Source organism: Streptococcus cuniculipharyngis (genome assembly GCF_007859195.1).
GTDB lineage: Bacteria > Bacillota > Bacilli > Lactobacillales > Streptococcaceae > Streptococcus > Streptococcus cuniculipharyngis.
This window is the reverse complement of sequence record NZ_VOHL01000002.1, coordinates 175,285-191,011: the sequence shown is the minus strand read 5'-3', so window position 1 is coordinate 191,011 and position 15,727 is coordinate 175,285. Positions and strand designations below refer to the sequence as shown.

Annotated in this window: 15 protein-coding genes; 13 read left to right on the top strand and 2 right to left on the bottom strand. The window is 45.1% G+C overall.

Annotated features, from left to right (window positions below; translation table 11 throughout):
• Nucleotides 1–112: 112 nt before the first annotated feature.
• From FRX57_RS04380 to FRX57_RS04360, 5 genes are all read left to right on the top strand, one after another.
• Nucleotides 113–934 (top strand): transporter substrate-binding domain-containing protein, encoded by an 822-nt coding sequence (locus FRX57_RS04380; RefSeq protein WP_146567086.1) that lies wholly within the window; start codon nucleotides 113–115, stop codon nucleotides 932–934.
• Nucleotides 935–1,130: 196 nt separating this feature from the next.
• Nucleotides 1,131–1,988, top strand: a complete 858-nt coding sequence (locus FRX57_RS04375) for a MetQ/NlpA family ABC transporter substrate-binding protein (RefSeq protein ID WP_146567084.1) — start codon at nucleotides 1,131–1,133, stop codon at nucleotides 1,986–1,988.
• 67 nt (nucleotides 1,989–2,055) lie between these two features.
• Nucleotides 2,056–3,423, top strand: a complete 1,368-nt coding sequence (locus tag FRX57_RS04370; RefSeq protein ID WP_146567082.1) for a M20/M25/M40 family metallo-hydrolase — start codon at nucleotides 2,056–2,058, stop codon at nucleotides 3,421–3,423.
• The gene (locus FRX57_RS04365; RefSeq protein WP_146567080.1) at nucleotides 3,416–4,480 is read left to right on the top strand and encodes a methionine ABC transporter ATP-binding protein; all 1,065 of its coding nucleotides are present in this window, start codon (nucleotides 3,416–3,418) and stop codon (nucleotides 4,478–4,480) included. Before FRX57_RS04370 ends, FRX57_RS04365 begins: the two co-directional genes overlap by 8 nt.
• Nucleotides 4,481–5,173, top strand: a complete 693-nt coding sequence (locus FRX57_RS04360) for a methionine ABC transporter permease (protein WP_146567078.1) — start codon at nucleotides 4,481–4,483, stop codon at nucleotides 5,171–5,173.
• A 435-nt stretch (nucleotides 5,174–5,608) separates the two neighbouring features.
• Here FRX57_RS04360 and brnQ read toward each other — a convergent pair whose 3' ends face one another.
• Entirely contained in the window at nucleotides 5,609–6,985 is a 1,377-nt protein-coding gene (brnQ, locus tag FRX57_RS04355) for a branched-chain amino acid transport system II carrier protein (RefSeq protein WP_146567075.1), read from the bottom strand.
• A gap of 190 nt (nucleotides 6,986–7,175) precedes the next feature.
• Between brnQ and sstT the strand changes: the two genes are divergently transcribed.
• From sstT to srtB, 6 genes are all read left to right on the top strand, one after another.
• A complete protein-coding gene (gene sstT, locus FRX57_RS04350; RefSeq protein WP_146567073.1) occupies nucleotides 7,176–8,384 on the top strand; it encodes a serine/threonine transporter SstT in 1,209 nt (402 codons plus the stop codon).
• Nucleotides 8,385–8,533: 149 nt separating this feature from the next.
• A complete protein-coding gene (locus FRX57_RS04345) occupies nucleotides 8,534–9,376 on the top strand; it encodes an SAM hydrolase/SAM-dependent halogenase family protein (RefSeq protein WP_146567071.1) in 843 nt (280 codons plus the stop codon).
• A gap of 9 nt (nucleotides 9,377–9,385) precedes the next feature.
• A complete protein-coding gene (locus FRX57_RS04340) occupies nucleotides 9,386–9,931 on the top strand; it encodes an ECF-type riboflavin transporter substrate-binding protein (protein ID WP_146567069.1) in 546 nt (181 codons plus the stop codon).
• Nucleotides 9,932–9,939: 8 nt separating this feature from the next.
• A complete protein-coding gene (locus FRX57_RS04335; protein WP_146567067.1) occupies nucleotides 9,940–11,625 on the top strand; it encodes an ABC transporter ATP-binding protein in 1,686 nt (561 codons plus the stop codon).
• Entirely contained in the window at nucleotides 11,612–12,445 is an 834-nt protein-coding gene (locus FRX57_RS04330) for an energy-coupling factor transporter transmembrane component T family protein (protein ID WP_146567065.1), read from the top strand. Before FRX57_RS04335 ends, FRX57_RS04330 begins: the two co-directional genes overlap by 14 nt.
• A gap of 39 nt (nucleotides 12,446–12,484) precedes the next feature.
• Nucleotides 12,485–13,333: a class B sortase, LPKTxAVK-specific gene (gene srtB / locus FRX57_RS04325; RefSeq protein WP_246100941.1), complete on the top strand. Its 849-nt coding sequence runs from the start codon at nucleotides 12,485–12,487 to the stop codon at nucleotides 13,331–13,333.
• 41 nt (nucleotides 13,334–13,374) lie between these two features.
• Here srtB and rsmG read toward each other — a convergent pair whose 3' ends face one another.
• Nucleotides 13,375–14,088: a 16S rRNA (guanine(527)-N(7))-methyltransferase RsmG gene (gene rsmG / locus FRX57_RS04320; RefSeq protein ID WP_146567063.1), complete on the bottom strand. Its 714-nt coding sequence runs from the start codon at nucleotides 14,086–14,088 to the stop codon at nucleotides 13,375–13,377.
• A gap of 126 nt (nucleotides 14,089–14,214) precedes the next feature.
• Here rsmG and FRX57_RS04315 point away from each other — a divergent pair, with 126 nt between their 5' ends.
• Nucleotides 14,215–14,763: a LemA family protein gene (locus tag FRX57_RS04315; protein ID WP_425472611.1), complete on the top strand. Its 549-nt coding sequence runs from the start codon at nucleotides 14,215–14,217 to the stop codon at nucleotides 14,761–14,763.
• Between the two features lie 60 nt (nucleotides 14,764–14,823).
• Complete coding sequence (htpX, locus tag FRX57_RS04310; RefSeq protein ID WP_146567058.1) at nucleotides 14,824–15,714, top strand: zinc metalloprotease HtpX; 891 nt, start codon at nucleotides 14,824–14,826, stop codon at nucleotides 15,712–15,714.
• Nucleotides 15,715–15,727: the final 13 nt, after the last annotated feature.

The window sequence follows — 15,727 nt, the reverse complement described above, 5'->3', positions numbered from 1 at the left end:
AGTTTGTCTGGTCCTTGATAAGGTTAGCCTATCACTGCGATAGGGAGCAAGTATTGGTCAAGTTAGGGCTTTCGTGGTAGAATGGTTACATGACAAAAAAGGAGAATGAAACATGAAAAAAATCGTGACAGTTAGTCTGCTAGCCACATCAGCCCTTGTGCTAGCAGCTTGTGGGTCAACATCAACAGAAAAAAGCAGCACGGACTCATCAAAGGAGCAGGTTGTCCTTGCAACGGTCGGCACGACACGTCCATTTTCTTATGAAAATGACAAGGGAGAGTTGACTGGTTATGATGTCGAAGTAGCCAAGGCTGTTTTTGCAGGCAGTGACAAGTATGAGGTGACCTACCAAAAAACCGAGTGGTCATCAATCTTCACTGGTCTGGACAGTGATAAATTCCAAATGGGTGCTAACAATATCAGCTATACCGAGGAGCGTGCGAACAAGTACCTGTATTCAAGTCCCATTGCTTCAAACCCAAGTGTTCTAGTGGTGCAAAAGGGAAGTGGTATCAAGTCTTATGACGATATTGCTGGCCGTTCAACTCAGGTGGTGCAAGGAACAACATCCGCTAGCCAGCTAGAGGCCTTCAATGCAGAAAATCCTGACAAGCCAGTTGCCCTTAACTGGACCAACGAGAACATTACGACCATGTTGCGTAATGTCAACGAAGGCAAGTTTGATTTCAAGATTTTTGATAAAATCGCGGTTAACTCCATCATCAAGAGCCAAGGCTTGGATAATCTTGAAGTGATTGAATTGCCAAGTGAGCAACAACCTTATGTTTACATGATTTTCGGCAAGGAGCAAACGGCCTTACAAGAGTTTGTCAACAAACGCATCAAGGAACTCTATGAGGACGGCACTCTTGAGAAACTATCACAAGACTACCTAGAAGGCAGCTATCTGCCAGCTAGTGCAGACATCAAATAACCCCCCAAAGACTCCACTCTCAAGCAGGGTGGAGCCTTGTTTTGGTTTCGCTATAGGCAAACTGGTCTGAGTTTTCAGAAAGAGTTAGGTGGTTTTGTTATAGATAAAAGCTATATATTTACCTAGTTTTTAACAGTTTGCTTTTTATAGCTTCCTATGGGATAATAAATTCATCAAAACAAAAGAGGTATAGAAGATGAAATTGAAAAAGATTCTAGGAATTGCTAGTTTAGCTCTTGTATCAGGTCTGGTCTTGGCAGCCTGCGGTCAAAAATCGGCTGGTTCAGACGATGCCAAAACCGTTACTGTCGGTGTCATGACCAAGACTGACTCTGACGAAGCTCGTTGGAACAAGATTCAGGAACTCCTAAAAGATGACGGGATTACCTTGAAATACAAGGAATTTACCGACTACTCACAACCCAACAAGGCTCTGGCTAATGGCGAGGTTGACATCAATGCCTTCCAACACTATAACTTCCTTGACAACTGGAATACAGAAAACAAGGGTGACTTGGTAGCCATTGCGGAAACCTACATCAGCCCAATCCATCTCTTCTCAGGAACAGATGGTTCAGGCAAGGCTAAGTACAAGGATGTTAAGGAATTGCCAGACAATGCGACCATCGCTGTGCCAAACGACGCCACCAATGAAAGCCGTGTGCTTTACGTTCTCCAATCAGCAGGCTTGATTAAACTCAATGTTTCTGGTAAGGAATTTGCGACAGTAGCCAACATCACGGACAATCCAAAGAACCTACAAATCAAGGAAGTTGATGCTTCACAAACGGCTCGTTCATTGACGTCGGTAGATGCAGCCTTTGTTAACAATAGCTACGCTGTGCCAGCTGGCATTGACTACAGCACATCATTGCTGAAAGAAGAAGTCAACGACAACTCTAAACAATGGATTAACATCCTAGCAGCTCAAAAAGACTGGGAGTCATCAGACAAGGCTGACTCAATCAAGAAGATTATCGAAGCCTACCATACAGACGACGTTAAGAAGGTGGTTGATGAAACCTCTGACGGTGTTGACGTCCCAGTTTGGTAAAACATGAAAGAAAGTGCTGGAGTATTCGCTTCAGCTTTCTTTACTTAAATTAGGATAGAGGAAAAGCATGACCAGGGATCAGGAAGAGATTAGACAATTTTGGGAAGATAGCACCATTCAGACCTATTTTGAGGTCTTGCGTCAGCTCATTGCTAAAAAATCCATCTATGCTCAAGGGGTGGGTCTCTTGGAGGTGGCTCAGTTTTTAGCAGGGATTTTTGAGCAGGCAGGGGCTAGGGTTGTCTTAGATGATAGCTACCCAGCACCCTTTGTCTTGGCAGAATTCAAGTCGTCTAATCCCCAAGCCAAGACCATTATTTTCTACAACCATTATGATACCGTGCCAGCAGATGGCGATCAGGCTTGGACCAGTGATCCTTTTACCTTGACGGTGCGTGATGATGTTATCTATGGTCGAGGTGTGGATGATGACAAGGGCCATATCACGGCACGCTTGTCGGCCTTGGTCAAGGTTTTGCAAGATCAGGGGGACTTGCCGGTCAATGTTATCTTTATCATGGAAGGGGCAGAGGAGTCTGCTTCGGTGGATTTGGACAAGTATCTGGCCAAATATTGTGACCACTTGTCAAGGGCTGATTTGTTGATTTGGGAACAGGGCAATCGCAATAGCTTGGGACAATTGGAGATTTATGGGGGCAACAAGGGGATTGTGACCTTTGATGCCTCTGTTAAGAGTGCAGATTTGGATATTCATTCCAGCTATGGTGGTGTGGTTGAGTCTAGCATTTGGTACCTGATGCGGGCCTTGAACAGCCTGCGTCGGGAGGATGGTTCACTTGCTATTGAGGGCTTGACGGATGATTTGCTCGAGGCTAATGAGCGTGAACTGGCCTTGATTAGCCAGCATGCTCAACTGACACCAGAAAAACTCAAGGCCATTTATGGTTTAGAGCTGCCCTTGTTGGTTGAGGAGCGAGAGGCCTTTCTCAAGCGTTTCTATTTTGAGCCGTCTTTGGCCATTGAGGGCCTTTGGTCAGGCTATCAAGGGCAGGGGGTCAAGACCATTCTGCCTGGTCAGGCCCAAGCCAAGTTAGAAATTCGTCTGGTGCCCCATCTTAGTCCGCAAGATGTGTTTAACAAGGTCAAGGCTCAGCTGGTAAAAAATGGGTTTGAGCAGGTTGACTTGACCTATACCTTGGGCGAGAAAAGCTATCGCAGTGATATGAGCCATCCTGCCATTGTGCGTGTCATTGATTTGGCAGCCAAGTACTATCCCGAAGGGCTGGCCATCTTGCCAACTTCGGCCGGAACAGGGCCTATGCACACGGTTTTTGCCCAGCTAGGTGTACCGATTGCGGCTTTTGGGATGGGTAATGCCAATAGTCGTGACCATGCCGGTGATGAAAATGTTAGGGTGGTGGATTATTATCGCCATGTCAAATTAGTAGAGGAGTTAATAAAGAGTTATGGCTAATGAGATGATAAAATTAGAGCATATTGATATTACCTTTCAGCAGAAAAAGCGGGTGATTGAGGCCGTTAAAGACGTGACGGTCACCATCAATCAAGGGGATATCTATGGCATTGTGGGCTACTCTGGTGCGGGGAAATCAACCCTAGTGCGGGTGATTAACCTGCTCCAAAAACCAACGGCTGGTCGTGTGGTGGTGGATGGCGATCTGCTCTTTGACCAAGATAAGACGGTTTTGTCAGCCAGTCAATTAAGAGAAAAACGCCGTGACATTGGCATGATTTTCCAGCATTTTAACCTCATGTCACAAAAGACGGCCCGTGAAAATGTGGCCTTTGCCCTCAAACATTCTGCTCTGACCAAGGAAGAAAAAGACAAGAAAGTCACGGAACTCTTGGACTTGGTGGGCTTGGCGGATCGGGCAGAAAATTACCCGTCTCAACTGTCTGGCGGGCAAAAACAGCGGGTAGCCATTGCTCGTGCCCTTGCCAATGACCCGAAAATCTTGATTTCAGATGAGTCAACCAGTGCCTTGGACCCTAAAACAACCAAGCAAATCTTAGCCCTCTTGCAGGATTTGAATGAAAAATTGGGCTTGACCATCGTCATGATCACCCATGAGATGCAGATTGTCAAGGATATTTGTAACCGAGTGGCTGTCATGCAAAATGGCGTTCTGATTGAAGAAGGCACGGTCTTGGAGATTTTCTCAAATCCTAAGCAGACCTTGACTCAGGAATTTATTCAGACCGCAACAGGAATTGGTGAGGCCTTGACCAAGATTGAAAAACAAGATATCGTTGCCAATCTGGCCGCCAATTCTCTTCTGGTTGAGTTGAAATATGCCGGCACATCAACCGATGAGCCTATCCTTAATCAAATTTATAAGGAATTTGATGTCAGTGCCAATATTTTATACGGTAACATTGAAATTTTAGACCATGTCCCTGTGGGGGAATTGGTGGTTGTTCTGTCAGGTCAGACGGATAACCTAGCCAGTGCCTTGACTGCTTTGGAGAAAGCAGGGGTGTCTGTGGTGATTTTGAAAAGAGGTGCCTAGATGATTGAACTAATAGAAAAATACCTTCCCAATGTCTATGCCTTGGGGTGGTCAGGTGATGCAGGCTGGGGAACAGCTATCTTCAATACCCTTTATATGACAGTTATTCCCTTTATCATTGGTGGCCTCTTGGGCTTGGTGGCGGGGTTGCTCCTTGTCATGACTCGTCCTGGGGGTGTGCTTGAAAATAAACCTGTGTTTTGGTTGCTAGATAAGGTCACCTCAGTCTTTCGGGCCATTCCTTTCATTCTGCTGCTAGCCGTCATGTTCCCTGTGGCCTTGTTCTTGGTTGGAACCATGCTAGGGCCGGATGCGGCCAATGTTTCCCTCTCAGTGGCAGTCTTTCCTTTCTTTGCTCGTCAGGTGCAGGTGGTCCTATCTGAGCTGGACAAGGGCATTATTGAGGCGGCTCAGGCGTCAGGTGCGACCACTTGGGACATTGTCAAGGTTTATCTGACAGAGGGGTTGCCTGATTTAATCCGAGTGTCAACGGTGACCTTGATTTCCTTGGTTGGTGAAACAGCCATGGCTGGAGCCATCGGTGCTGGCGGTTTGGGAAATGTTGCCATTTCTTATGGTTATAACCGCTACAACAACGATGTGACCTGGGTGGCAACTCTGATTATTCTAATTTTGATTTTTGCCATTCAATTTTTAGGTGACTTTATCACCAAAAAAGTGAGCCATAAATAATAGGCTTTGGAAGTAAAAATCCTCTTACCATTGATTTTTATCTAATGGCAAGGGGATTTTGTCATCAGGGTGGAAGACATACCAGTTTGTAGACGTTAATCAGGTTTGACTAGGTGTTGTTCATATTAGAGAGACCATCGTTTTTCGCTAATCTCATTAGGTAACGTTGGACTTTTCTGATTCAGCTTTGCACCAATCAAGCAGTGCTGATGGAAATCTTGTCTTATAGTATGGTTGGTACAGAAATTTGAGGTAAGAGACGAGGAAGATTGGTTTATCCCCGTTAGCTGGGGCAAGAGAATGGCAAATTTTTAACCAAAGGGTATGTTGACCATGACCTGTTTTTAGAATGACAATAACTAAAAAATCTTAGCCCTGTGAGCAACAGGGCTAAGATTTTGAATAAGTAATCTAATAAGTTCCAGTGTTTCTAGATTAAGATTTACGTTTATCAAGCATTAAACCAATGACAAAACCAAGGAAGGCAAAGCAGATCCAGCCCAGTTGGAATTGTCCTAGAGGAACAACCTTGGTAAAGAAATTCGCAATACCACTTGGGATAAACTCGAGGTTGAGTTGACCTGCCAAGGTAGCAAGAGAATCATAGAGAGCGGCAATCGCAGTGAAAATGAGAGTCGTTCTATAAACGGTCTTACTTTCTTTGAACCATTTGCCACTTAGGGTTAGAACGATAAGGGCGATAGCCAATGGATAAAGGAAAAAGAGCATGGCTAGCGAGGCTTTAATAATGCCACTAAGTCCACTGAAGTAAAGGAAGGTACCAATCAAGGTCATGATGGCTGACCAGCTGGTATGTGATAATTTAGGAAGTAGGGTATGGAAATAATCTGCGCTAGCAACAACTAGACCAGATGACGTTGACAAGCAAGCCAGAAAAACAGCTAGGGATAGGGTTACTTGTCCAAAGGTTCCAAAGTAGTTTCGAGCTGCGATACTGAGGACGGTTCCTCCATCAATCCCCACACCGTTGAGAGTAAAAAGGCCATCGGTCATTGGAAAGAGACCTTGAGACATGGAGCCGAGACGGGCAACAAAGAGGTAAATAATGGCCAGACAGGCGGTCGTAATCAAACCAGCTTTGAGTGAGACTCCAGCAATGTCATGTTTACTTTTGGCCCCAAATTGCTTGGCAGAATTAATCACAACGGTAATGAACATAAAGGCAGCTAGGGCATCCAGAGTACCGTAACCTTGCAAGAGACCTGCAATGAATGGAAGATCAGCAAAGGCATTAGATAAGTCGCTAGCAGCATTGTAGCTCCTGGTAGCTGGTACTGCCGCAGGGCTGATAAAAGAGCCTAAAACTAGGGTTGCAATGACTAGCAGGAGAGCTGGTGTCAGGTATTTACCGATGTTATCCGCAATTTTGCTAGGTTTAACAGCAATAAGATAGGTCAAGCCAAAGAAAATTAGGCCGTAGATAAGTTTACTGACTAAGCCTGTACCAAAAAAGGGGGCGATTCCGACAGAAAAAGAGACGGCTCCTGTCCGAGAGATTGAGAAGAGGGGCCCGATGGTTAGGTTGAGGACAACCATGAAGCTGACAGCAAACCATTTTGAGACCCGCTGCTCAATCATGTCTTGGGCATTATCGTTACCAGAATAAGCGATGGCAATGACGGCCAAGAGCGGTAGGGTTACTGCTGATAAGCAAAAGCCTAGGATGGCTAACCAGAGGTTGCTTCCGGAATAAATTCCCAAGAAAGCAGGGTAGGTCAGGTTAGAGGCGCCAAAGAACATGGCAAAAAGCATTAAACCGATGACGAGGTATTTATTTTGAATCTGTTTCATATTTCTCCTTTTAGAATGACAACAAAAATAGAAAGTTCAGTACTTTCCTTGCTAACTATTCTATCTTACAGAGAATTATTCGTCAATAGGGGCCATTGATGATAAATAAAAAAATTTGGCAAATTTGCTTGAATTTTTAAGTATTTTCCTATATTATAGTAATTATATTGAATTTTTAGTGAGGTATCTTATGAAAAATATTTTGCAGGCTTGGGGGAAGCTTAGCCTGATTCAACGGATTATTATTGGTGTGGTCATTGGTGCTATTTTAGGTTTACTTGTGCCATCATGGTCAGTTATTGGTCTCTTTGGGACAGTCTTTGTTGGTGCCCTAAAAGGTGTAGCGCCTATCTTGGTCTTTGTTTTGGTGGCCCATGCCCTCTCGCAAAGTCGTCAAGGGCATCAGAGCAAGATGAAAAGTATCATCGCTCTTTATCTCTTGGTAACCTTTGCTGCAGCCTTTGTGGCGGTTATCGCTAGCTTCCTTTTCCCAGTGACACTGAATTTAGCTGGGGCTAGCAGTGATACGTCATCTGCCCCACAAGGCATTGCTGAAGTTTTTACCACTTTTATTACCAATATTGTGGATAATCCAATCAATGCCATTGCCAATGCTAACTATATCGGGGTTCTGTCTTGGGCGGTTCTCTTTGGTTTGGCTTTGCGTCAGGCTAGTGATGCTGTTAAGGACGGTCTTGGTCAGGTGGCAGATGCGACCTCTAAGGTCGTGACTTGGGTCATCAGCCTAGCACCTTTTGGTATCATGGGCTTGGTCTTTTCAACCATTTCTGAAAATGGAATGGAAATCTTGACCACTTACGGTCGTTTGCTTCTTGTCTTGGTAGGTACCATGGCAGTGGTGGCTTTGGTAGTCAACCCGCTGATTGCCTTTATCATGATGAAGGAAAATCCTTATCCCTTGGTTTTCCGTTGTTTGAAAGAAAGTGGTCTGCCAGCCTTCTTTACCCGTAGTTCCGCAGCCAATATCCCAGTAAACATGAAACTCTGTAAGGACCTTGGCTTGAATGAAGACACTTATTCAGTGTCAATCCCTCTTGGGGCAACGGTCAACATGGGTGGCGCAGCCATCACCATTACCGTCTTGACTCTAGCAGCGGTTAATACCTTGGGCATTGCCGTTGACTTTCCAACAGCCTTCTTGCTTAGTGTGGTGGCAGCCTTGTCAGCTTGTGGTGCTTCAGGGGTTGCAGGAGGCTCATTGCTCTTGATTCCTTTGGCATGTAGCTTGTTTGGTATTGATAGCAATATTGCTTCAGAGGTTGTTGGTGTTGGTTTCATTATCGGTGTTATCCAGGATTCATGTGAAACAGCCATCAACTCATCAACCGACGTTCTTTTCACAGCCGTAGCTGAAAAATCAGCTTGGGGTAAAAAATAACACTTCAGAAAGTTGAGTTAGACTCAACTTTCTTTTTATGAATATAGATATAGTTTATATCTATATATTTTTCATGAAAAGTATAGCCTACAAAAATAGTAGGACTTATGATAAAATAGAATCTATCTTATGAAAAAGAAAGGCAATGTATGACCAATAATTTATTAGTGCTACAGTCGGATTTTGGCTTGGTTGACGGGGCAGTATCAGCCATGATTGGGGTGGCCTTGCAGGAAGAGCCTAGTCTAGGTATCCATCACCTGACCCATGATATTACGCCCTATAATATTTTTGAGGGTAGCTATCGCCTCTTTCAGACGGTAGAATACTGGCCTCAGGGAACGACCTTTGTGTCGGTGGTTGACCCAGGTGTTGGCTCCAAGCGTAAAAGTGTGGTTGCCTTGACCGAACAAAATCATTATATTGTCACGCCAGATAATGGTACCCTGTCTTATATCAAAAAGCATGTGGGGATTAAGGCGGTGCGAGAAATTTCTGAGGTCAAAAACCGTCGTCAAGACACCGAACACTCTTATACTTTCCACGGCCGTGATGTCTATGCCTATACAGGAGCCAAACTAGCCAGTGGGCACATCAGTTTTGAAGAGGTAGGACCAGAACTATCTGTGGACAATATTGTTGAATTGTCAGTGGTGGACACAGTGGTTGAGCCAGATTTGGTTAAGGGGACAGTTGATATCTTGGATGTCCGCTTTGGTTCCTTGTGGACATCTATTACGCGAGAAGAATTTTACACCTTGGCTCCAGAGTTTAACGACCGTTTTGAAGTGACCATCTACAATAATGACATGTTGGTTTATCAAAATCAGGTCACTTATGGCAAATCCTTTGCAGATGTCCGCATTGGTCAGCCAATTTTGTATATTAACTCACTTTATCGTTTGGGGCTAGCCATCAATCAGGGGTCTTTTGCTAAGGCCTATAATGTTGGTGTTGGTTCTAACTGGCATATTGAAGTCAAGAAAATTTAGGAGGCGATTATGAAAGATCATTCTATTAAAAAAGTTGTCGCAACAGGTATCGGAGCAGCCCTATTTTTTGTGGTTGGTTACTTCATTAACATTCCAGTCCCTGTGCCAAATACTAGTATTCAGTTACAGTATGCCGTCCTAGCTCTTTTTGGTCTCATCTATGGACCAAGTGTTGGTTTCTTTGCTGGTTTTATCGGTCATACCATCAAAGACATGACCCAATACGGGCCTTGGTGGACCTGGATTTTAGTCAGTGGCTTGCTAGGTCTGGGCTTTGGTCTTTTGCGTCGGGTCTTGCCCCTTGGTTCAGGAAAATTGACCACCAAAGACTATATTACCTTTAATGTGGCTCAGGTCTTGATGAATATCGTGGGTTGGGGGTTGCTTGCTCCGACCTTGGATATTCTCTTTTATCAAGAGCCAGTGGCTAAGGTTTATGTTCAGGGACTTTGGTCAGCAGGGGTTAACTCTTTGACTGTTGGGATTGGAGGTAGCCTTTTGTTGGCCCTTTATGTCAAAACACGGACGCAGGCGGGTAGCCTATCAAAAGATTAAGTGAGAAGGTGACAAGAGACTTGATTGAATTTATCAATTTTAGTTTTAGATATGAGGTTCAGGCTGAACCGACCGTCAAGAACATCAATCTCAAAATTAAGCGAGGGGAGAAGGTCTTGTTAGCAGGGCCTTCTGGTTCTGGCAAATCAACTCTGGGTCAGGTCATCAATGGTCTGATTCCCCATCATCATCAGGGTCAAATGACAGGCGATTTTCTGATTCAAGGAAAGCCTGTTTTTGACTTGTCTGTCTATGAAAAGTCACAACTGGTCAGCACGGTCCTTCAGGATATGGATGGCCAGTTTATTGGTTTATCTGTGGCAGAAGATATTGCCTTTGCCTTGGAAAATGACCAGCTTAACCAAGCTGAGATGACTGAGAAGGTCAGTAGCTGGGCCCAGCGTTTGCAGCTAACCAAGCTACTGGACCATCGCCCTCAAGATTTGTCTGGTGGTCAAAAGCAGCGGGTCAGCCTAGCGGGGGTTTTGGTGGATGAAAGTCCGATTTTGCTTTTTGATGAACCCTTGGCCAATCTAGACCCAAAGACCAGTCAGGACATGTTGGCGGTTATTGATCAGATTCATCGTGATCATGGGCTAACGACCATTATTATTGAGCATCGTCTGGAAGAAGTTTTGGCGAGTTCAGTGGATCGGGTGGTTTTGATGGATGAGGGGCAGATTGTTTTTGATGGTAGCCCAGATGACTTGTTGGCGGGGTCACTCTTGACGCAGCATGGTATCCGTGAGCCCCTCTATATCACCAGTTTGCGTGATTTGGGTGTGGATCTGTCTGGTCAAAAACGGTTGAGTCAGCTAGAGCAGATGGAGGTCAAACCTAAGCCTCTACCAGATTTCCCTAAGGTAGAAGCCATGGCTGACAAGGATGATTTATTGACCATTAAGGATTTGACGGTGGCTTATCAGGCTGGGCAGCCGATTTTGGATAGGTTGTCTTTGGCCATTAAAAAAGGTGAACGTTTGGCCATTGTGGGTCGCAATGGGGCGGGTAAGTCAACCTTAGCCAAGGCTCTCTGCCAGTTTGTTCCCAGCAGTGGCCAGTTACGCTATCAGGGACAGGATATTTCTGATGATAGCATTAAGGAACGGGCTGAGCGGATTGGCTATGTCTTGCAAAATCCTAATCAGATGATTAGCCAGACCATGATTTTTGATGAAGTCGCTCTAGGATTACGCTTGCGACAAGTTGATGAGGCAGAGGTCAGCCGACGGGTGGCAGAGGTCTTGAAGGTTTGTGGTCTTTATGCCTTTCGTAAGTGGCCGATTTCTGCCCTCTCCTTTGGTCAGAAAAAGCGGGTCACTATTGCCTCAATCTTGGTCTTAAATCCAGAAATTATTCTTTTGGATGAGCCAACGGCCGGTCAGGACTGGCAACATTATCGGGAAATGATGGCCTTTTTAGACCAACTCAATCAAGCTGGTCACACCATTGTCATGATTACTCATGACATGCAGTTGATGTTGGAATATAGCGACCGCACGCTTGTTTTGGCGGATGGTAAGGTTATTGCAGAGGGGCATCCTTTTGATATGTTGAATGATTTGGCAGTGGTTGAGGCTGCCAACCTCAAACAAACCAGCCTATTTGATTTGGCAGGCAAGCTAGGGGTTGAGCCAAGAGATTTGACCCAGTATTACATGAGTCAGAGAAGGGGACAAGATGGTTGGAAATAAACTTTTGGGCTACCAAGCAGGCAATAGTTTTTTGCATCAGCTGTCAGGAGCCAGCAAATTGATTTTCTTTGTTCTGGTTTCTATTGCTGCTATGGTCAGCTATGATACTCGCTTGATTGCGGTGATTGCTCTGGGTTCTCTGGTCCTTTTTCAGCTATCTGGTGTCAAATGGCGGGAGATTTCTTTGGTACTTTATCTGGTTTTGATTTTTTCTGCCCTTAATTTGCTAATGGTTTATCTTTTTGCCCCCAATTATGGCGGGGAAATCTATGGGCAATCTACTTTCCTTTGGAAGGGGATTGGTTCTTATCAGCTCACTTGGCAGGAGTTGTTTTATCTGTTTAATCTCATGCTCAAGTATTTTTGCACGGTTCCTTTGGCCCTAATCTTTTTGATGACCACTCAGCCCAGTCAATTTGCGGCCAGTCTTAATCAAATTGGTCTGCCTTATCGGATTGCTTATGCGGTTAGCTTGACCATGCGGTACATTCCTGACTTGCAGGAAGAATTTTACATGATAAAATTATCACAAAATGCACGCGGCTTGGACTTGTCCAAAAAGGCTAGTCTAATCCAACGGATTAAGGGCAATCTGCAAATCCTAGCTCCCTTGATTTTTAGCTCGCTGGAACGGATTGATACCGTAGCAACAGCCATGGAGCTGCGGCGTTTTGGTAAGGGAACTAGGCGGACTTGGTACCGTGGTCAGGCCCTAGCTCCTTTAGATTTTCTAGTGATTGGCTTGGCTGTTTTGCTCTTAGTCATCAGTTTTGGTTTGATTGTCCTCAACCAAGGCCGTTTTTATAACCCTTGGGCCTAGTCGGTCAGGGGTTACTATCTTATGAAAAAGGAGATGATTATGTCCTATCGTCAAGGGAGAAAAAAGGTTCCCTATCTTTCCTATCTCTTAGCAGGTTTGCTAGGTCTGGTCTTGATTTGTGGTTTCTTTTTTGTCAATCCTAGTCAAAAAGCAGTTCCAACTAATCCAAGCAGCTCTACCTTAGTCAGCTCTGTCAGTTCAGAGGAAAGCAGTCAGCAGTCTTATGAGCCAACAGCTGCGGAAAAAGCTTACTTAGCTGAGCGATTTGCCAAACTATCAGCCATCAATCCAGAGGTCATTGCTTATGTCTATGCCCCAGGGACCAAGATTGATGAACCAGTCGTGCAGACGGGAGATAACAGTACCTACCTTGACAAGACCTTTGAAGGGGCTTATGAGCCTTATATGGGGGCGGTCTTTATGGACACGACTAATAAGCAAGACTTTAGTGATAGCCTAACCTGGCTCTTTGGCCATGCACGGGGCAGTTTGGTCCCAGATAGTCGCATGTTCAATGATCTTAATTTCTATGATAGCCAGGCTTATTTTGATAGCAACCCCTATCTAGTCATTGAGACGGCGGGTCGTAACTACTATTATGAGGCGACCTATTTTATCATCGTGCCTGAAACGACCGACTTGTATCGGACTTCCTTTGAAACCACGGAAGATTTTCGACAGCAACTGGAAAGGGTTGCTGGGGAGGCCAAGGTCAAAAAGGCTGATGCCAAGATTGACCCCAGTGATAAGTATCTGGTCCTTTCAACCTGTCGTGAAGAAGATGGCAGCCTCAGGGCCAATCTTTATTTGCGTCAAATTCCAGACAATGAATTACCCCAATTTTTGGCGAAACATGCCGATAAACTGGCTTATGAGCCGACACGTTAGGAAAGCTTAAGAAAAAGAACTGACCAATGTGTCAGTTCTTTTTATAGGGGTTTCTTGTTGGGTAGGCCAGCCTTTCTTGGGTACTTGTTGGGGGTTTCTTTTTTCTTGATGACTGTGGTTAGGTTGCGGGGGTCGCCATTAGGTAGTTGGTAGTCAAGACTATCGCTGACCTGGGCAAAGAGGAGATTGAGGGCATTTTTAGCCTCAAGCAGCTCTTCTTCGGCTGAACTGGCCTTGAGGGCCATGAGCTGTCCGCCGATTTTGAGAAAGGGAATAGTTAATTCTGCTAAGACCTGTAGGCGGGCGACAGCTCTGGCGGTGACTAGGTCAAACTGGCCACGAAAGGTCTTATCTTGGCCAAAATCTTCTGCTCGGCCATGGTAAAAATGAACACCTGTCAAGCTCAAATCTTCAGCCAAGAGGTTGAGAAAGTTGATCCGTTTGTTGAGCGAGTCAATAATGGTGACGTTTAGCTGGGGAAAAATGATTTTCATGGGTAGGCTAGGAAAACCAGCCCCAGCTCCAATATCTAGTAGTTTGAGGGGCTGATTGGCAATTTTTCCTTGCAGAATCGGGGCGATAGAGTCGTAGAAATGTTTGAGGTAGACCTCATTTTTTTCGGTAATGGCGGTCAGGTTAATTTTGTCATTCCACTCGATGAGGCGTTCAAAATAAGTTTGGAATTGGTCTTTTTGCTGGTCGCTAAGTTGGATGCCGTGCTGGGTCAAGGCTTGGTAAAATTCTTCTGGTGTCATAGTCTCTCCTTTTGGGCTTCTCTTTTCATTTTACCATAAAGGGGCAGAGAAAAAAAGATGTCAGGCTTTCACTGGTATATCGGGGGGCTTTCTGCTATAATGTAAGCTAAAGAAAGGATGATTGCTATGTTGATACTTATTGCCATTATTGTTATTTTGGCTCTCTTTGCCATTGTTAGTTACAATGGTTTGGTGAAGAGCCGTATGCAGACGCAGGAGGCTTGGAGTCAGATTGATGTCCAGCTCAAGCGCCGTAATGATTTGATTCCCAATCTGATTGAAACGGTCAAGGGTTATGCGGCCTATGAAGAAAAAACCTTTGAAAAAATTACCCAGTTGCGGACACAGGTACTCAGTGCCACAACGCCAAATGAAACCATGCAGGCTAGTGATGCCTTGGCCAAGCAGGTCTCAGGTCTCTTTGCCGTAGCGGAAAATTACCCTGACCTCAAGGCTAATGCTAGTTTTGTCAAGTTGCAGGATGAGTTGACCAATACGGAAAATAAGATTTCTTATTCTCGCCAGCTTTATAACACGACGACAGCCAACTACAATACTAAACTTCAGACCTTCCCAAGCAATCTAGTTGCAGGCATGTTTGGCTTTAAGGCCAGTGAGTTTCTACAAACTCCTGAGGAAGAAAAGGCTGTTCCCAAGGTGGAATTTAATTTCTAAACAAGGGAGAGAAGAGGTTGACCACGGTTGGCCTGTTCTTGTTTTTAAGGAGAAAATACAATGCTTTATCAACAAATTGCCAGTAATAAGCGGCGAACCATTGTCTTGCTGATTGCCTTTTTTGCCCTTTTAGCGGCTTTGGGTGGAGCAGTTGGCTACCTGATGTGGGGGAGTTTGGCTGGTGGTATGGTTATTGCCCTCATCATTGGTAGTATTTATGCTATTAGTATGATTTTTCAATCCACTAATGTGGTCATGTCCATGAATAATGCCCGCGAGGTGACGGAAAAAGAAGCACCAGAACTCTATCGGATTGTGGAGGATATGGCCATGGTGGCTCAAATTCCTATGCCGCGTGTCTTTATCGTGGAGGACAGGGCTCTCAATGCCTTTGCCACAGGTTCTAAACCTGAAAATGCTGCCGTGGCAGCGACCACAGGACTTTTGGCCGTTATGAATCGTGAGGAACTGGAAGGGGTGATGGGACATGAGGTCAGTCATATCCGCAACTACGACATTCGGATTTCAACTATTGCTGTTGCCCTGACCAGTGCCATTAGCTTGATTGCCAGCATGAGTGGTCGGATGATGTGGTATGGTGGTGGTCGCAGGCGCAGTGACCGTGATAATGACGGTGCGTCAATCTTGATTTTGGTCTTTTCTATTCTTTCTCTCATCCTGGCTCCTATGGCAGCGACCTTGGTTCAGCTGGCTATTTCTCGTCAGCGGGAGTATTTGGCAGATGCCAGTGCGGTTGAATTGACCAGAAATCCTCAAGGCATGATTAATGCCCTGCAAAAATTGGACCAGTCCAGACCTATGGACCATCAGGTGGATAGTGCTAGTGCGGCCCTTTATATCAGTGACCCAAGAAAATCCAAGGGCTTCCAGGAACTTTTTCAAACCCACCCGCCAATTGCCGAGCGGATTGAGCGGCTAAGAAAGATTTGACGAGATTGAGGAG

Bases quoted from the DNA above. Each gene is read 5' to 3' on its own strand.
- FRX57_RS04365 (WP_146567080.1), top strand. From the start codon at position 3,416: ATGGCTAATGAGATGATAAAATTAGAGCATATTGATATTACCTTTCAG.
- FRX57_RS04360 (WP_146567078.1), top strand. From the start codon at position 4,481: ATGATTGAACTAATAGAAAAATACCTTCCCAATGTCTATGCCTTGGGG.
- srtB (WP_246100941.1), top strand. From the start codon at position 12,485: ATGTCCTATCGTCAAGGGAGAAAAAAGGTTCCCTATCTTTCCTATCTC.
- FRX57_RS04380 (WP_146567086.1), top strand. From the start codon at position 113: ATGAAAAAAATCGTGACAGTTAGTCTGCTAGCCACATCAGCCCTTGTG.
- FRX57_RS04375 (WP_146567084.1), top strand. From the start codon at position 1,131: ATGAAATTGAAAAAGATTCTAGGAATTGCTAGTTTAGCTCTTGTATCA.
- htpX (WP_146567058.1), top strand. From the start codon at position 14,824: ATGCTTTATCAACAAATTGCCAGTAATAAGCGGCGAACCATTGTCTTG.
- FRX57_RS04340 (WP_146567069.1), top strand. From the start codon at position 9,386: ATGAAAGATCATTCTATTAAAAAAGTTGTCGCAACAGGTATCGGAGCA.
- FRX57_RS04345 (WP_146567071.1), top strand. From the start codon at position 8,534: ATGACCAATAATTTATTAGTGCTACAGTCGGATTTTGGCTTGGTTGAC.
- FRX57_RS04315 (WP_425472611.1), top strand. From the start codon at position 14,215: ATGTTGATACTTATTGCCATTATTGTTATTTTGGCTCTCTTTGCCATT.
- FRX57_RS04330 (WP_146567065.1), top strand. From the start codon at position 11,612: ATGGTTGGAAATAAACTTTTGGGCTACCAAGCAGGCAATAGTTTTTTG.
- rsmG (WP_146567063.1), bottom strand. From the start codon at position 14,088: ATGACACCAGAAGAATTTTACCAAGCCTTGACCCAGCACGGCATCCAA.
- brnQ (WP_146567075.1), bottom strand. From the start codon at position 6,985: ATGAAACAGATTCAAAATAAATACCTCGTCATCGGTTTAATGCTTTTT.
- sstT (WP_146567073.1), top strand. From the start codon at position 7,176: ATGAAAAATATTTTGCAGGCTTGGGGGAAGCTTAGCCTGATTCAACGG.
- FRX57_RS04370 (WP_146567082.1), top strand. From the start codon at position 2,056: ATGACCAGGGATCAGGAAGAGATTAGACAATTTTGGGAAGATAGCACC.